Source organism: Blautia sp. DFI.6.71, from assembly GCF_020593585.1.
Taxonomy (GTDB): Bacteria; Bacillota; Clostridia; order Lachnospirales; family Lachnospiraceae; genus Blautia_A; species Blautia_A wexlerae.
Window position 1 is genome coordinate 183655 of record NZ_JAJDMJ010000002.1, and the last position, 14716, is coordinate 198370.

Annotated in this window: 11 protein-coding genes, 1 pseudogene and 1 riboswitch; of the genes and pseudogenes, 2 read left to right on the top strand and 10 right to left on the bottom strand. The window is 41.7% G+C overall.

The window, feature by feature from the left end:
- Positions 1 to 213: 213 nt before the first annotated feature.
- Both LJE12_RS20150 and LJE12_RS02560 read left to right on the top strand, forming a co-directional pair.
- Positions 214 to 714 (top strand): collagen-like protein, encoded by a 501-nt coding sequence (locus LJE12_RS20150; protein ID WP_118613704.1) that lies wholly within the window; start codon positions 214 to 216, stop codon positions 712 to 714.
- A gap of 60 nt (positions 715 to 774) precedes the next feature.
- On the top strand, positions 775 to 1851 hold the full coding sequence (locus LJE12_RS02560; RefSeq protein WP_118613706.1) for a tetratricopeptide repeat-containing glycosyltransferase family 2 protein: 1077 nt from the start codon (positions 775 to 777) through the stop codon (positions 1849 to 1851).
- Positions 1852 to 1925: 74 nt separating this feature from the next.
- On the opposite strand, the gene glmS is transcribed toward LJE12_RS02560, so the two are convergent.
- The 10 genes and pseudogenes from glmS to hisI all read right to left on the bottom strand — a co-directional run.
- Positions 1926 to 3767: a glutamine--fructose-6-phosphate transaminase (isomerizing) gene (gene glmS / locus LJE12_RS02565; RefSeq protein WP_022381098.1), complete on the bottom strand. Its 1842-nt coding sequence runs from the start codon at positions 3765 to 3767 to the stop codon at positions 1926 to 1928.
- A gap of 263 nt (positions 3768 to 4030) precedes the next feature.
- The gene (locus LJE12_RS02570) at positions 4031 to 5653 is read right to left on the bottom strand and encodes a hypothetical protein (protein ID WP_118613708.1); all 1623 of its coding nucleotides are present in this window, start codon (positions 5651 to 5653) and stop codon (positions 4031 to 4033) included.
- A 79-nt stretch (positions 5654 to 5732) separates the two neighbouring features.
- The gene (locus LJE12_RS02575) at positions 5733 to 5996 is read right to left on the bottom strand and encodes a hypothetical protein (protein WP_008703001.1); all 264 of its coding nucleotides are present in this window, start codon (positions 5994 to 5996) and stop codon (positions 5733 to 5735) included.
- A gap of 299 nt (positions 5997 to 6295) precedes the next feature.
- Positions 6296 to 7015 carry a glycosyltransferase family 2 protein gene (locus LJE12_RS02580; protein ID WP_008703000.1) on the bottom strand — a complete coding sequence of 240 codons (720 nt, stop codon included), beginning with the start codon at positions 7013 to 7015 and terminating at the stop codon, positions 6296 to 6298.
- A gap of 235 nt (positions 7016 to 7250) precedes the next feature.
- Positions 7251 to 8408: an ABC transporter ATP-binding protein gene (locus LJE12_RS02585; protein ID WP_008702999.1), complete on the bottom strand. Its 1158-nt coding sequence runs from the start codon at positions 8406 to 8408 to the stop codon at positions 7251 to 7253.
- Between the two features lie 78 nt (positions 8409 to 8486).
- Positions 8487 to 9506, bottom strand: a complete 1020-nt coding sequence (locus LJE12_RS02590) for a FecCD family ABC transporter permease (protein WP_118613736.1) — start codon at positions 9504 to 9506, stop codon at positions 8487 to 8489.
- Positions 9507 to 9645: 139 nt separating this feature from the next.
- A complete protein-coding gene (locus LJE12_RS02595) occupies positions 9646 to 10839 on the bottom strand; it encodes an ABC transporter substrate-binding protein (RefSeq protein ID WP_118613710.1) in 1194 nt (397 codons plus the stop codon).
- 24 nt (positions 10840 to 10863) lie between these two features.
- Entirely contained in the window at positions 10864 to 11883 is a 1020-nt protein-coding gene (locus LJE12_RS02600) for a hypothetical protein (RefSeq protein WP_173703118.1), read from the bottom strand.
- A gap of 323 nt (positions 11884 to 12206) precedes the next feature.
- A complete protein-coding gene (locus LJE12_RS02605; RefSeq protein ID WP_008702995.1) occupies positions 12207 to 13604 on the bottom strand; it encodes a sirohydrochlorin cobaltochelatase in 1398 nt (465 codons plus the stop codon).
- A 201-nt stretch (positions 13605 to 13805) separates the two neighbouring features.
- A riboswitch (cobalamin riboswitch) is annotated at positions 13806 to 13982 on the bottom strand.
- A 355-nt stretch (positions 13983 to 14337) separates the two neighbouring features.
- A pseudogene (gene hisI / locus LJE12_RS02610) lies at positions 14338 to 14664 on the bottom strand (phosphoribosyl-AMP cyclohydrolase); the annotation flags it as partial.
- Positions 14665 to 14716: the final 52 nt, after the last annotated feature.

Consider the following 14716-nt stretch of genomic DNA (forward strand, 5'->3'; position numbering starts at 1 on the left):
AGTTACAAGCCCATTGCCTTTAGGTAATGGGTAGTTGACAGTTATACAATAGTAAGTCACAAACTCACATATGAAACATATACTAATATCGAGAACTGCAATCTATTATTGTCAGATTCCACGACAACTGCCGGAATGTCCTGTAAAATTACAGTCTGCCGGGCAGACTGTCTAGTCTGACGATATAAGATTTTCCAGAGGTGATACTTTTCTATGCTGTTTAGTCGTCATACCTCAGATGATCCGGAATTATCCGGTACATCCTGTTGTAACAATAACAATCGCTGCAGCTGTGACTGTCAGGGACCTCAGGGGCCGCGCGGTTGTCCTGGTCCTACCGGACCCAGAGGCTGTCCCGGTCCCGTTGGTCCAATGGGACCTCAGGGCCCCCAGGGTGAACCCGGACTTCAAGGCTACCCAGGTCCTGTCGGACCTGTTGGAGCCACTGGCGCTACCGGACCTGTCGGAGCTACCGGAGCCACTGGCGCTGCCGGACCTTCCGGAGCTATCGGACCTACTGGCCCTGCCGGGCCTATCGGACCTACTGGTGCTGCCGGGCCTGCCGGACCTACTGGAGCCACTGGTGCTACCGGACCTGCCGGTACTGTAGCTCCGGCAGCGGCCGTAGCAGATGCCACAGGTCAGACAGATATTGTAACCCAGTTTAATCAGCTTCTCGCAAATCTCCGCGCAGCCGGACTTCTTGCAACTTAAACCCCAGGAGGGGCAAATGCTCCTCCTGATTTTCTCAAAAGGTGCTTTAAATTATCTTCCATGATTTCTCTCAGCCTTTGTATAATTGTAAAAAATGAAGAAAAAGTATTGCCGCGTATCCTGAAACCCATGAAAGAAATTGTAGACAAAATTCTTATCTGTGATACCGGTTCTACAGACAGGACCAAAGAAATTATCAGAGAATTTACAGCAGAAGTTTATGATTTTCCATGGAAAAATGATTTTTCTGCTGCCCGGAATTTTATTTCGGAAAAAGTCAGTACTGATTACTGGATGTGGCTGGATGCAGACGACATGATCACTCAGGAAAATCTGTACAGACTAAAACAATTAAAAGAAACACTGAGTCCGAACACAGATATGGTTATGATGGATTATGTCACAGATTTCGATGAATGGAATCATGCTGCATTCTCCTGTTACAGAGAACGCATCTTAAAAACTTCCCGAAATTTCAGATGGCGGGGAAGAGTTCATGAATCCATCATTCCCACCGGGAACATCCTTTATTCTCCCATACAGATTGAACATCGCAAAATAAAACCCTGCTCTTCCTTTCGAAATCTGCACATCTATCAACAGATGATCGAAGAAGGAGAGCCTCTGGAACCCAGAGACTTATTTTATTATGGCCGGGAACTTTTTTATCATAAGCAATACGAGTATGCCATCTGTGTTCTGAAAAAATTTCTGAAAGAGCCGGACGGCTGGATTGAAAACAGACTGGACAGTTGTCTGGTTCTCTCCTATTGTTATCAGGCATCAGGCAATGACCAGTATGCTCTTGAGATACTGTTTCACAGTTTCATGTCAGATATTCCAAGAGCCGAAATATGCTGTGAGATTGGGAAAATATTTTTTATGAAACAGAACTTTTCCATGGCAGCTCACTGGTATCATCAGGCACTTCTTGCACCGGACAACAGCCAAAACGGAGGATTCTATATTCCGGACTGCCATAATTTCATACCATTTCTGCAATTATGTGTATGTCTGGACAAATCCGGAATGCACAAAGAAGCTTTTGAATTTCATCGGAAAGCCAGAACACTGAAACCGGAACATCCTTCTGTTATTCAAAATCAGATCTATTTTCATGAGATTCTGGGATTTTGAAAAAAATGCCGCAGACCGTATTAATCCTTTACAGTCTGTGGCATTACGCTACATATTGTATTGTTTTCCCGGCACTATTCTACAGTTACACTCTTAGCCAGATTTCTCGGCTTATCTACATCTAGGCCTTTGGCTACGCTGACATAATAGCCAAGCAGCTGCAAAGGAATAACTGCCAGTGAAGTTGCAAAGTGTGGATCTGTTTTCGGAATATAAACTGTGAAATCTGCAGTATCTTCTATATTATAATGTCCATATGTGGTGAGTCCCATCAGGTATGCACCGCGGCTCTTACATTCTACCATATTGGAGACTGTTTTCTCATAGAGATGATTCTGCGTGAGAATACCGATCACAAGAGTTCCGTCCTCAATCAGAGAGATTGTGCCATGTTTCAGTTCTCCGGCCGCATAAGCTTCTGTGTGTACATAACTGACTTCTTTCATCTTCAGGCTGCCTTCCATACTGATGGCATAGTCAATACCACGCCCGATAAAGAAAGCATCCCTGGCATTTGCCTGCTTAGCCGCAAACCACTGGATACGCTCTTTGTCATCTTCAATAATCTTGGCAATCTTATCCGGAAGTGTTTTCAGCTCTGCGATCAGCTCCTGATATTTTTCTTCTGTAATCTGTTCTCTGACTTTTCCAAACTGCACTGCCAGTGCATAGGAGGCAATCAGCTGAGTACTGTATGCCTTGGTAGTTGCTACAGAAATTTCCGGTCCCGCCAGAGTGTAAAAAACATTATCCGCTTCTCTGGCAATGGAAGAACCTACCACATTGACAATTCCCAGTGTACGGATACCTCTCTGTTTCGCCTCACGAAGTGCCGCAAGGCTGTCTGCTGTTTCCCCTGACTGGCTGACAATGACCACAAGACCTTCCGGATCTAAAATCGGATTTCTGTATCGGAATTCCGATGCCAGTTCCACACGTACCGGAATCCTTGTCAGATCTTCAATCACATACTGGGCTGCCATTCCCACATGGTAAGCAGAGCCACATGCTACAATATAAATCTGGCTGATCTTTTTGATCTCCTCATCTGTAAGACCTACTTCTGAGAGATCAATACGATCATCTTTGAGTACAGAATTCAAAGTATCCCGAACTGCTTTCGGCTGTTCATGAATTTCTTTTATCATGAAATGTTCAAATCCCGCTTTCTCCGCCGCTTCTGCATCCCATTCAATTGTTTTCGGCTCTTTCTGGATCTCATCACCATCCAGATTGTAGAACGTGATCTCCCCTTTTCTGATACGAGCCATCTCCAGATTTCCAATATAATATACATTTCTGGTGTATTTTAAAATTGCAGGAACATCGGATGCAATGTAAGATTCACCGTTCTCCACCCCAAGGATCATCGGGCTGTCTTTTCTTGCCACATAAATCTCTCCCGGGTAGTCTTTAAACATGATCGCAAGAGCATAGGAACCGCGGATACGGACCATTGCATGGTTAATGGCATCTACCGGTGTTCCGAGATATTTCTTATAATAATAATCTACAAGTTTAACTGCTACTTCAGTGTCTGTAGACGAATAAAACTCATAGCCATTGCGGATCAGTTTGTCTTTCAGTTCCTGATAATTCTCAATGATTCCATTATGAACTGCTACTACGTTACCGTCATCACTCATATGGGGATGCGCATTTGTCTCAGATGGTTCTCCATGTGTCGCCCAACGGGTATGTCCGATACCACATGTTCCAGGTACAGATTCTCCATTATTAGTTTTATCTGCAAGAACTTTCAGTCTGCCTTTCGCTTTAATAACCTCTGTATCACCTTCGCCGTCGCGAACTGCAAGTCCCGCTGAATCATAACCTCTGTATTCAAGTCTGGACAGACCATATAATAATATAGGTGCTGCCTGATGATTACCTGTAAATCCAACAATTCCACACATTTATATTTATTCCTCCCATATTTTCCAGATATTTACAGCATTATAAAAATACTGCTTTATTATATTATAAGAGCATTATGGAGTAATTTCTTATAATATAATAAAATTTCAGGGGTTCTCTCTGTCATATCGTGTCTCATTGTATCATGATGTTCCACATATGGCAAGAAAATCCCCTGAAACTGTGTACTCTGTTTTTACGAAAGTACTTTCATCATTGTTTTATCCACGTTATCCTTTGTGCCTTTTTCTGATTACCGATTTCATTTTACTTTCTGCTTCTTTACTGTTGACCAGCCGCTGTATATCTTTCTTCCATTCTCATCATATCTGTATGAACGGATTCTGTAATAATATATATGTCCTTTTTTCAGTTTTGCATTTGTGTATTTTGTAGTTGAACCGGATTTAATTACCGCTGCTCTTATGTATGGATTAGTGGTTCCTGCCCGGCGATAGATCTCATATCCATCTGCACTCTTTGCCTTTTTCCATGTAATCACAAGTTTTCCGGCAGTCCTGTTTGATATACCTGTAATTGAAGTTTTTGCCGGTTTTGCAGTCAGATCATCAGCAGAATACGTTTCCTGCGTCATATAAAGAATGGAATTTTTTCCGATTCCATATAAGCTCTTTGCTTCTTTGTCATATGCAAAATATATATTCGCACTGTCTGTCGCATATGTATAGCCCCGGGAAATACTTCCTGAAATCGGAGTATCCAGAAACAGACCTCCGTCTTCTCCAACTGTTCCTTCATCGCTGTTTGTGATATCTGCCATATAATATTTACCGTTATTTGCCACAATATTCCACATATGAGGACCTTCACCTGTACCGCCATTCATCATACCGGTCACTGTATAGCAGGTAATGTCACTGAGATCGCACAGATACTGAAATGCCTTGGAATAACCTTCACAGACCACATTAGTACTGTCATCTCCGTCAAAAACATAGATTAACTGCCATGGATCTCCGTATTCATCATCCTCCGTCACATCATCATTGTAGGAAGTCAGGTAGCAGATCATTTCTTTATATCCGTACAGCTTTTCTGTCTCTGTATAACCCTGAAATTCTTTTACGATCATTCTGGCATTTTCTGCTGCACTTTTTGCAAGCTGTACAATCCCTGCATTTACTTTATATTTACCGGAAGCATAACTGCTGATCACCGGCATAGATATGGAAAGATTTTCAATTTTTACAGTTGTTTTGTTTCCTGTTGCCTTTGTGCTGTAACCATACTGCCAAGTAGTAGCTGCAGTCTTTTCGTACCAGTACAATTCATATGGACAATCTACAGCCAGGCAATCGATAATCTTTGAAATATCCAGTTCATTAAGGTGTGCGGCTACTTCTCTTTTGAGCGCATTACCGCTTGCTGTTGTCTGCCAGGTCAGTCCCAGATCTGAACTGACTTTAAACCTGGTAGAACCACCTTTCGATGCCACTGCGCTGATTTTACTCTTAAGTTCCTCATATAAGGTCTGCTGCTGTCCATTCAGTACATCCTCACCCAGAGAAGCTGCTGGCTGTGTGTCCGGATCCTGTCCGTACAGAATATCATTCAGATATTTCTCCAGAAGCTGTCTGTTATCCACAGCACCGTTTTCGTCCGGAATTACAGCCTCTGCAAAGACTTCTTCGTCTGAATCTGCTTCATTTGAACCTGCTTTGTCCGAAATGCTATCCTCTGTATCTGATGCAAACTCCGCATTATCCGCAGTTTCCTGTTGTACATCAAATTCTGTTGCATCATCTGAATTAAATTCAGAAACTGTACCATCTGTGAAATCTGCTGCTGTTACAGGTGTTACCGTAATTCCTGCTACCAGAACCAGGCTCATTCCCAGACTTATAAAATTTTTCTTTCTGTACATAACGCATTTTCTCCTTATCTGTCGTAAATATAGTATATTACTACAATACTTTATTTCGACAGATAAAACAAGATTTTTTTTATAATCCTTGTTCTCCCGCCAGATAGCACAGGTCTGCAAGACGTTCATATTTTGTCTGCATACACGCAATATAGTCATCCAGAAATCTTTTTACACGATACGGGATATCTAAACGCTCATATCGGTTCTCAAATTCCGTCAGGTCACTGTTATCCTGCCTGATATACTCATCTGCTGCACTGATTTCCGCTTTCAGAGCAGAAAGTTTCTCCTCGTAACGACCTGTCAATTCCATTTCGCACAATTCATTCATTTTGTTCATCTTATTCTTTTCTCCCTATTATTATTTTTACATTTGTGGTAACCTTGTTACCTGTGTGTGTTGTTTTGTTATATGTTGATTTGTTGTGTTATGTGTGTTATGTACCCGATGTGTGCAGATCGGTACATACCGTTTTCTGTCTTATTACAACTATAATTGTAATTTTGTTTAAAGAAAATGTCAATTTATTTCGTCCGACATCTTATGATATGATTCGACATTTATCTGAAAATACAACAACAAAAAAACTGCTGTTCCTCACGATCACTGTAGGAACAACAGTTTTTTTTCATCATTTTTTATGTTCGGCGGATAATCCTGTTCAATTTCACAAAATCTATTACCGCCTGTTTTCCGATCTTACAGATTTTCTTCATGTTAATGGAATTCACCCCGCCCTGACGAGGTCTGAATGTGACAGGAAGAAATTTGATGCTACATCCCTTCTTCTTATAAATAACAGCCAGAAGTACATTGGAAAGATTAAAATCCTTCGGGATCAGATGTATGTACCTGGCCATCGTCTCTGCTTTCATCAAACGGTACGGAGTGTTGGCATCTGTCAGATTTACTCCAAAACAGATACGGATAACCAGTTTCAGAGTTTTTGTTACAAAAACACGTGATATTCCATCCTGTCTGTCTTTTCTCCAGCCGATGACCATATCATATTTCTGTCTTCGTTTCCAGAACGGTTCAAATTCTTCCGGCAGTGTCTGGCCGTCTGAATCTGTCTGGAAAATGTAATCTGCACCATTTTTGAGTGCATACTTATAGCCATAAAGCACAGTTGCACCATGACCGCCGTTTGGTTTTGTTATCGGAATCAGCAGAGGGCGTGTCTTTGTACACTGTTTCAGTTTTTCATATGTAGAATCTTTGCTCCCGTCATCAATGACAATCAGACGTGACTGACCGTTTCCGTTATGCTTCTCTATAACAGGATACCAGTCATTAATGACCTGTTCAATGTTATCCTGCTCATTGTATGCCGGGATAACAATGTATAACTTATCCATATTTCTCTCCTTTGGATGATTGATGGTATCCATTATAGCATACATATACATGAAATAATAATATTATTTCGAAAACGATGTACTATAGCTGTTACTGTTCACTGCTAATATCCCGCGAGGTGTTTTTTGTGAGCGAAGGTCACAGAAAACCCGAGACATACTGCGCGAATTTATGCGATTAGCATAAATTCTGTGCATCGCGAAGCGTGTTGCTGGGAACGGAGTGAACAGTAACCTATAGCTCTGCCAGTATTCCCAGCTCCCGCGCAAGGCGAAGCAGTTCCCTGTTTGCGGCATTCACTGTTCCGAAGTCTTTCAGAGGACAGATCACTTTCTGACATTTTTTCATCAATTCCACAGCCTTATCATAAGATTCCTGTGAAATACTTTCGAAAGGTTTCTCTGTAATCACCTGGTCTGCAAGTGCACCGGCTACCTGACAGTCTACATCATTCGTGTGAAGCACTCCTGCCGCAAATGGAATTCCCTGTCTCTGCAGTTTTCGATAATACGGAATTCCGCTTCCATTACCGCCAATTACAAACACCTGAGGTTCACCTCTGGGCGGATCCATCTCCACACATCCAAAAGCAGCATTATAGCTTCCTCTGGTAATTCCATACAACTTCCGAATATACTCAGAAGTAAAGATTTCTTCCGGAGCACCATATTTTTCTATATATTCTCCATGTACACAGATAACTTTATCAGATATTTTCTGTGCAAGATCCAACTCATGCAGCGACATGATCACTGTAAGCTGATGATCCAGCACCATCTGTTTCAAAATGGTAAGAAGTTCCAGCTTATGACGGATATCCAGAAAAGAAGTCGGCTCATCCAGTACAATGATCTCCGGCTCCTGACAGATAGCCCGGGCAAGAAGGATTCGTTGTCTCTGACCATCACTGATGGCTGTAAAATCCCTGTCTTTTAAATCCCATGCATGGACGGTTTCCATTGATTTCTTTACCTTTGTCTTATCCTCTGCGGAGAGTATTCCCAAAGTTCCTGTATAAGGATAACGCCCTGTGGCTACAATGTCTTCGCAGGTCATCAGTTCCGGACGCATACGCTCTGTGAGCACGACTGCCAGTTTCTGAGAGACCTCTTTATTGGTCATCTTTGCCATTTTCTCTTTATCCAGATAAACAGTACCGCTGATCGTGGCAAGCTGTCTGGTGATGCTTTTAAGAATAGTGGATTTTCCGGCACCGTTAGGACCGATGAGAGTGAGGATTTCTCCCTTTTTCAGCTGAATATTGATTTCTCTGATAAGAGGTTTTCCGTCATATCCCACAGTCAGCTGATCCGTACGGAAAAAATACTGTTCCTGCCGGTCTGCTTTGTTATTTTCTGTTTCCTTTATTACATCTGCTATTTTCTCTGACATATTTTTTCCTGTTTTCCTTTTTATGCTGCATCTTATAGTAATCTGCCCGGATAGCGTATTCTGCTCCTGCTTTTTATATCAATTTCTCTTCTGTCTGCGGATCATGATATAGATTACAACCGGTGCGCCAAACACTGCTGTTACGGAACTGATACTGAGTTCTGTAGGTGCAAATACGGTTCTGGCGATCAAATCACAGAAAAGACAAAATACTGCCCCTCCCAGAAAGCAAGCCGGGATCACAAGGAGCGGTCTGGCTGTTTTCAGCAGGCTTTTTACAATGTGAGGCACTGCAATGCCAACAAAAGAAATTGGTCCTGCAAAAGCTGTCACACAGGCAGACAGAATACTGGATAAGAGAATCAGTCCTATGCGGAACAGCTTGATATTCACTCCCATATTCTGGGCATAAACTTCACCCAGCTGATAGGCACCGATAGGCTTAGACATAAAGAACACGATCACCATTGTGAGCAGAACTACTATTGCCATTACTTTCACATTACCCCAGGACATTCCTGAAAAACTTCCCAGTGACCAGTTGTGAAGATTGACGATATTGGAGTCATCCGCAAATGTAACTACGAAATCTGTAACTGCAGAACAGATGTAACCGATCATGACACCGCTGATAACCAGCATGGACATGTTGTGGACTTTTTTGGCAACCAGCAGGACAAATCCCATGGAAATCATAGAACCGATAAACGCTGCAATGATCATGGCTGCAGAACCCATGGAAATAGATCTGCTCAGAAAATAAATCATCAGAAGTGCAACTACCAGCTTGGCTCCTGAAGAAATTCCAAGTACAAAGGGACCTGCAATAGGGTTATTAAAAAATGTCTGAAGAAGAAATCCGGATACAGAAAGTGCTCCTCCAAGAATGATCACTGACAGAATCCTGGGAAGACGGATTTCCCATATTATATTGTAAGCAGTCGCATCTCCCTGATGTCTGAAAATAATATTCAGAATCTCACCCACTGAAAGATTAATGCTTCCGGCATTTACATTCCAGACAAATAAAATCACCAGAAACACCGCCAGTATAAAAAATGCTATCCAGTATCTGGCTGTACGTTTTTTGTCATCCATATTTTTTGTTCCTTTTGTTTTTATATTTCCTGCTTTTGGCAGTTCTGCAGAATCCCGCAAACATATTTCAATGCCATTCGTAAATAACTATACCAATCGCATAGAATGCGAATTCAAGTGTGCCGAGGATTTACAAATATCATTTTAACTTATGCATATATACAAGTTCATCCAGTGAATCATCATCTGTGGTAAGGATTGTATGAATATCTTCGATCATGGTTCCAAGCTCGGTGGTTTCCTGGAAAAGATTTTTACCCGTACACCACACATTTCCATCCTTCACTGCCTTAAAATCTGCCAGAAGATTACTTTTTGCCAGCAGTTCATCAATACTAGAAAGTTCACCGTCGATAGTACTGTTATAGATGATATAGTCCGCATCTTTTGCTTTGGCATAAAATTCTTCCATCTGCATATTCATGGTAGACAAAGCGTTATCACTTTCTCCTGTATCTTCGGGAACATATTTGCCGCCTGCAAGCTCGATCATGTTTGAAACATAATCACCATTCTTTCGCACATTGACAGCACCTGTGGAATTAATATAAAAGAATGCTACTGTTTTACCTGTATCTTTATCATCAGAGGTCAGAACTTTGTCAAGCTTGTCTGTCTGCTCCTTAAATGCCTTCTCAGCTACATCTTCTTTTCCGAGAAGCACAGCATAGAGTTTCATCCATTCAGTTCTTCCCAGAGGATGGCTCTCATAACTGGAACGTTCTACCATTACCGGGATACCAAACTGTTCCAGTTTCTCTTCCACCTCCGGATTATGATGGATCATAGTTGATTCAATGGCAAGACCACAGCCTTCATCCAGGATCAGTTCATAATCCGGTGCATTGTACTTGCCTGCATAAATCATTTTTCCGGATTCCATGGCATCTTTTGCTTCCTGGATATACCATCCATTCTCCTGAGTTCCTGAAAGACGAATGCTGTCAATACCGTCAATTGCGCGGAAAAGATCCATGGCAGAGGTTGCTACCAGATAGATGTTGTTCAGCGGTTGTTGAATAACTGTGATATCTTTTTCAAGCCCCTTTGGAGCCTTTTTTCCCTCTGGAACTACAAGAAACTGTCCTTCCTGATCGATAGTAATCAGAGCATAGCCATCATTGTAATAGTCTACGCTGAATTCTTCTGCGTAGGAAAGTTCCATACTGTGGTCATAGGTAAGTCCCGGGATATCCACAGGAGTTTTTGCATTGTCTTTATCTGCTGCGTATGCTGTACAGACAGTGCATATACAGATAATAAATAATGCAACTGACATAAAACCGATAAATATTGTTTTTTGCTGTTTCTTTATTATGTTTTTCATCTTCATAATTGTTTCTTTGTTTGTATGTGATTATTTTGCTGTTTTTTCTGCTTCTTTGGCAGTTGTGGAATCAAAATTTAAGGTGTAGTCAATCTCGTGAGGCTCACTCATTGCTACTGTATCTGCTGTTACCTCCATCTCTGCATCAAATACGCTGACAGGGATTTCAAAAGTGGAGTTTCCGTCTTTATTAACCGGCTCATATTTCTCACCATCCACAAGCATATAATCATAGTTCGGACTGCTCCATACGATAGTTGCTGTAGCTTTATCGCCTTCTACATTAATGGCTGCAGGAGAATCAATGGTTGCTCTTCCTGAACCGCCTGTAAGAGTTACATCCATCGTATAGTCGCCGTCTTCAAGATTCAGATCTGCCAGAGTCTTACCTTCACTTGTCTTACTGTCTTTCGCATCTTTGTCTGTGTCATCTGCTTTGGAATCTGCATCTTTATTTTCTTTATCATCTTTTTTTGCATCTCTATCATCAGATTTTACAGGATTTTTGACACTTACCTTATGGTCATACCATTTTCCTTTTGTTCCGATCAAAGCTACATCGAATTCTTCATCAATTGCGGGTACCGGGATATCAAATCCATATACTTCCTCACTCATTCCATCGCTGTATGTAACAGTATCTGTGGTTGGCTCAAGAACCTCTGCCCCGTCTTTCTGTGCATCTTCTGCCTTTCCGACGAAAAGGTTTACAATTTTCTTAGAAGCAAGGCTTACATGGATAGTCATCTTGCCCTCCTTTACTGTAAGGGTTCCTTTTCCATCGTTTGCTTCATTTACATGGAACATTCCGCTGTCTGTATCAAATTCTGCTGTGTAGGTGCCATCCTCTAATGTATCACTCTTGGATGCATCTGTTTCTTTATTATCTGTGTTTTCTGAATCAGCATCTTTTGCAGTTGTTTCTTCTTTATCAGTGGTTTCTTCTGTTGCCGTATCAGTATCTGTCTTTGCAGCAACCGGGCTTGTACCGATCAGAGTAGCTGAAATAGTAAGTGCTGACATTAATAATGTAAATGAACGTTTCTTCATGATTATTTCTTCTCCCTTATCTTCATATTTTTTATAGTTTTTTCTATCGTGCTGTTCAACCCATCTGCTGCAGAGCAACAGGCTTTTGAACAGGTGATGGCAAATATATTATAGTAATTCCAGAAAATAATGCAATTAAGACAGTTCCTCTGGATCTTTCTCAGATGTGCGCACGTTACTGTGAACGGAATGAACAGAAACGTGCGAACTGTTTGCAGTATTTTATGGAATTGCTATGACTTTTTTTTTCTTATCATATAATATATCTGCCCGGAAACTTTTGCAAGTTCTCCGGGCAGTTTATCTTGTTTGAACAATATTTTTTATTCAGCGTCAGCCTCTGCAGTATCAGCTGTTGTCTCAGCTGCGTCATCTGCCTGTGCATCGTCTGCACTGTCATCTGTTGCTTTGGCATCAGTATCTTCTGCTGCTGCATCGTCAGATGCTCCAAGAGAATCAATTGCTGCTTTTGTATGAGCCACATACAGATCTTCTACTGCTGCGATTCTTCCAAGACCTGCGATCTGACAGTCAACACTGTCGAAATCACCGGATGCCTCAAACTGAGATTTCCAGGAATCTGCATCATCACCAGCCATATCATTGTTAGCGTGGTCTCCGGCAACAACCATCAGAGGACGAAGGATCACATTCTTGAATCCTGCTTCTTTTACTTTCTCGATAACCTTGTCACATGCTGTGTCTTCCGGTTCTCCCTCTACAGTTCCGATGAAAGCGTTTGTGAATCCAAGATCATCCATCTGTGTCTGCATCTGGTCATAGGTTACGTTAGCTGTATGGGATGTACCATGTCCCATGAATACAAATGCTGTGCCTGCATCTGCTGCTGCTTTCATATCATCAAATCCAGCTTCCTTGCAAGCTTCATCTGTGATTGCCTGAGCAACTGCTTTCTTGTCATCATTGATCACTGTAGCGTCATCACCAACTTCACCGAGCATTGGCTCTGCAATTGCAACAGATTCAAATTTGTCTTTGTATCCATCAATTGCCTCTGTCATTTCATCATATTCTGCACCATGCATCAGATGTGTCGGCTGTACAACAAGATTCTTAACACCGTTAGCTACTGCACGGTCAAGAGCCTGCTGCATATTATCGATTACTTCATCATCTCTTGCCTGTACATGGTTGATGATGATCTGTGCTGTAAATGCACGTCTTACTGACCAGTCCGGATATGCTTTTGCAAGGGCATCCTCGATTCCTTTGATATCCTCTGCACGGCTGTCGTTGAAGGATGTACCAAAACTTACTACAAGAAGTTCATTCTCACCAATCTCATCCTGGTTACGAGGATCATCTTTGGAAGCATCACCTGTGTCACGTCCAAAGTATTCAGGGCTTGCTTCTTCGCCTGTTACCAGTTCTTTCTGAGCATCTGTAAGTTTGTCCCATGCTTCTTTTGCTGCTTTGCAGTCTTCGTCAGTTGTGTCTGTTCTTTCCTGAACATAAATCTTATCGATCAGGGCACCAACTTCGTCTGCGGCTTTCTGATCATCATCAGAAGCTTCTGTTGTATCATCAGATGCTTCCTCTGTATCTGCTGCATCTGCATCGTCTGCAGCTGCTTCTGTGTCATCTGCAGCCTCTTCTGTTGCTGCATCATCAGATGCAAAAGCAACTGTACCTGTTGCTGCTGTCATGGAACAAGTCATGGATACTGCCAGTAATAAGGCTAACATGGATTTTCTTTTCATTTCGTTTTTCCTCTTTTATTTCTCGTATTTCCGGACAATTGTATGCACAAAAAAGGCAACTGCATATTCTGCAGCTACCGCTTTCCCATAAATACATGGTTTATATGTACCAGATATATCTGTAATTTCCGATTCTGTCTGATTCATTTAATAAAAGAGCTATGTATCGTTATGAGAATACAGGTTCTGTATACCGCAGACCTTAAATTCTACGCCAAGGCAGTTCTCCTGACTTCGATCATCGCTGTTTCTCCCTTCCCGGTTTCCCAGTGGTTTCTGAAAAGCAGCTCCCATACACAGTGACGGTATCGCTCCGGATTCTCACCGGATTCTCTTTTGCGCATCAAGCGCGATGCAACCTTTGCGTTATAACATTGCACATATTTAATTCGGATATTCTTTTTTTATCACATTTTACCAAAAATGTCAATACAATTCATGTATATTTTCCTTTAATGTTTGGCATTAGTTACTGTTCACTCCGTTCTCAGCAACACGCTTCGCGATGCAGGAAATATGAACCTCCTTGTGCAATGCCCAAGGAGTATCGTTTGCTTCGCAAACTTAATTTATGCTAATCGCATAAATTCGCGCGGTATGTCTCGGGTTTTCTGTGGCCTTCGCTCACAAAAAACACCTCGCGGGATATTACCAGTGAACAGTAACGGCATTATTAAAAAACTATCGATTCTCTTACCACTATCCCGTTATATTATCGCGTTATTCATTACACTTCTGTCAGGGTTTTGAAAAAACAGGTTCTGTTTCCGGTATGGCAGGCTGCACCGATCTGCTCTACTTTAGCAAGGATCGTATCATTGTCGCAATCCAGTGTAAGGGATTTTACAAACTGAAGATGTCCGGATGTGAGTCCCTTCGTCCAGAGTTCATTGCGGCTTCTGCTCCAGTAAGTCATTTTACCTGTTTCAAGAGTGGTATTAAATGCTTCTTCATTCATATACGCCAGCATCAGCACTTCGTTTGTCTGATAATCCTGGGCTATAACAGGTACCATTCCATCACTGTTTAATTTAAAATCAGACCATGCGATGCTGCTTTTTAAATTCACTGTATTTTCCATTTTCTGTCTCCATCTAATTTATTGATTGCCA

Coding starts and splice junctions, on each gene's coding strand:
- LJE12_RS20150 (WP_118613704.1), top strand. CDS start 214: ATGCTGTTTAGTCGTCATACCTCAGATGATCCGGAATTATCCGGTACA.
- LJE12_RS02560 (WP_118613706.1), top strand. CDS start 775: ATGATTTCTCTCAGCCTTTGTATAATTGTAAAAAATGAAGAAAAAGTA.
- glmS (WP_022381098.1), bottom strand. CDS start 3,767: ATGTGTGGAATTGTTGGATTTACAGGTAATCATCAGGCAGCACCTATA.
- LJE12_RS02570 (WP_118613708.1), bottom strand. CDS start 5,653: ATGTACAGAAAGAAAAATTTTATAAGTCTGGGAATGAGCCTGGTTCTG.
- LJE12_RS02575 (WP_008703001.1), bottom strand. CDS start 5,996: ATGAACAAAATGAATGAATTGTGCGAAATGGAATTGACAGGTCGTTAC.
- LJE12_RS02580 (WP_008703000.1), bottom strand. CDS start 7,015: ATGGATAAGTTATACATTGTTATCCCGGCATACAATGAGCAGGATAAC.
- LJE12_RS02585 (WP_008702999.1), bottom strand. CDS start 8,408: ATGTCAGAGAAAATAGCAGATGTAATAAAGGAAACAGAAAATAACAAA.
- LJE12_RS02590 (WP_118613736.1), bottom strand. CDS start 9,506: ATGGATGACAAAAAACGTACAGCCAGATACTGGATAGCATTTTTTATA.
- LJE12_RS02595 (WP_118613710.1), bottom strand. CDS start 10,839: ATGAAGATGAAAAACATAATAAAGAAACAGCAAAAAACAATATTTATC.
- LJE12_RS02600 (WP_173703118.1), bottom strand. CDS start 11,883: ATGAAGAAACGTTCATTTACATTATTAATGTCAGCACTTACTATTTCA.
- LJE12_RS02605 (WP_008702995.1), bottom strand. CDS start 13,604: ATGAAAAGAAAATCCATGTTAGCCTTATTACTGGCAGTATCCATGACT.